Origin of the sequence: Flavobacterium sp. F52, assembly GCF_000278705.1 — a bacterium.
GTDB lineage: Bacteria > Bacteroidota > Bacteroidia > Flavobacteriales > Flavobacteriaceae > Flavobacterium > Flavobacterium anhuiense.
The window spans coordinates 1-796 of the sequence record NZ_AKZQ01000046.1 but is presented as its reverse complement, the minus strand read 5'-3'; the positions used below and the strand labels follow the sequence as shown (position 1 = coordinate 796).

Below are 796 nucleotides of genomic sequence, written 5' to 3'. Positions count from 1 at the left end.
TAGTTAGTTAGTTAGTTAGTTCTGTTTTTTCATTTTGATTTTGTTCGATTATGGATGGGAAGTTAAGAAGGAATTAATATAAAAAAATATAAATATTGTCGACTGCCTGCAGATTTATATGCATTTGAAGAGCAAACTAAAAGTGTAAATAATGTATACTAAAAGTGTAATTTGTTATCTTTGTATTAATGGATAAAAATCTTTATATCATAGCTGGCTGTAATGGTGCTGGCAAAACTACCGCTTCATTTACAATACTTCCCGAAATACTGAATTGTAAGGAGTTTGTAAATGCGGACGAAATTGCCAAAGGGCTTTCTCCTTTCCAGCCTGAAAAAGCCGCATTTGAATCGGGAAGGATAATGCTTCACAGAATAAATGAATTATTAGCCCATAACGAGATCTTTGCTTTCGAAACTACTTTAGCCACAAAAAGCTATAAGTGGAAAGTGATTGCAGCTCAGGAAAAAGGCTATAAAGTGGTGCTTTTATTTTTTTGGCTCGATAGCGTTGACCTGGCCATCGAGAGGGTGAGGACAAGAGTTCAGGAAGGAGGGCATAATATTGAAACCGATGTTATTAAGCGCAGATATAAAAATGGAATAGCTAATTTGTTTGCTATATATTTGCCTATAGTTAATGAGGCATTGATTTTTGACAATACAGCTGTAAAAGCTGAATTGATAGCACAAAAAACATTAGGCAATGATATTGAAGTTATAAATGAAATCAAGTTCGATAAACTCAAAAAGAACCAATCATGAGAGAACACAAAACAACAACAACAACAACAACA

At 33.7% G+C, this 796-nt stretch carries 1 protein-coding gene; it reads left to right on the top strand.

Annotated elements, in window-relative coordinates:
* The first annotated feature begins 188 nt into the window (after positions 1 to 188).
* Positions 189 to 764, top strand: coding sequence for a hypothetical protein (locus FF52_RS22920; RefSeq protein ID WP_008469337.1), 576 nt, complete (start codon positions 189 to 191; stop codon positions 762 to 764).
* Positions 765 to 796: the final 32 nt, after the last annotated feature.

Excerpts from the sequence above, each read along its gene's own strand:
- FF52_RS22920 (WP_008469337.1), top strand. The coding sequence starts at position 189 with ATGGATAAAAATCTTTATATCATAGCTGGCTGTAATGGTGCTGGCAAA.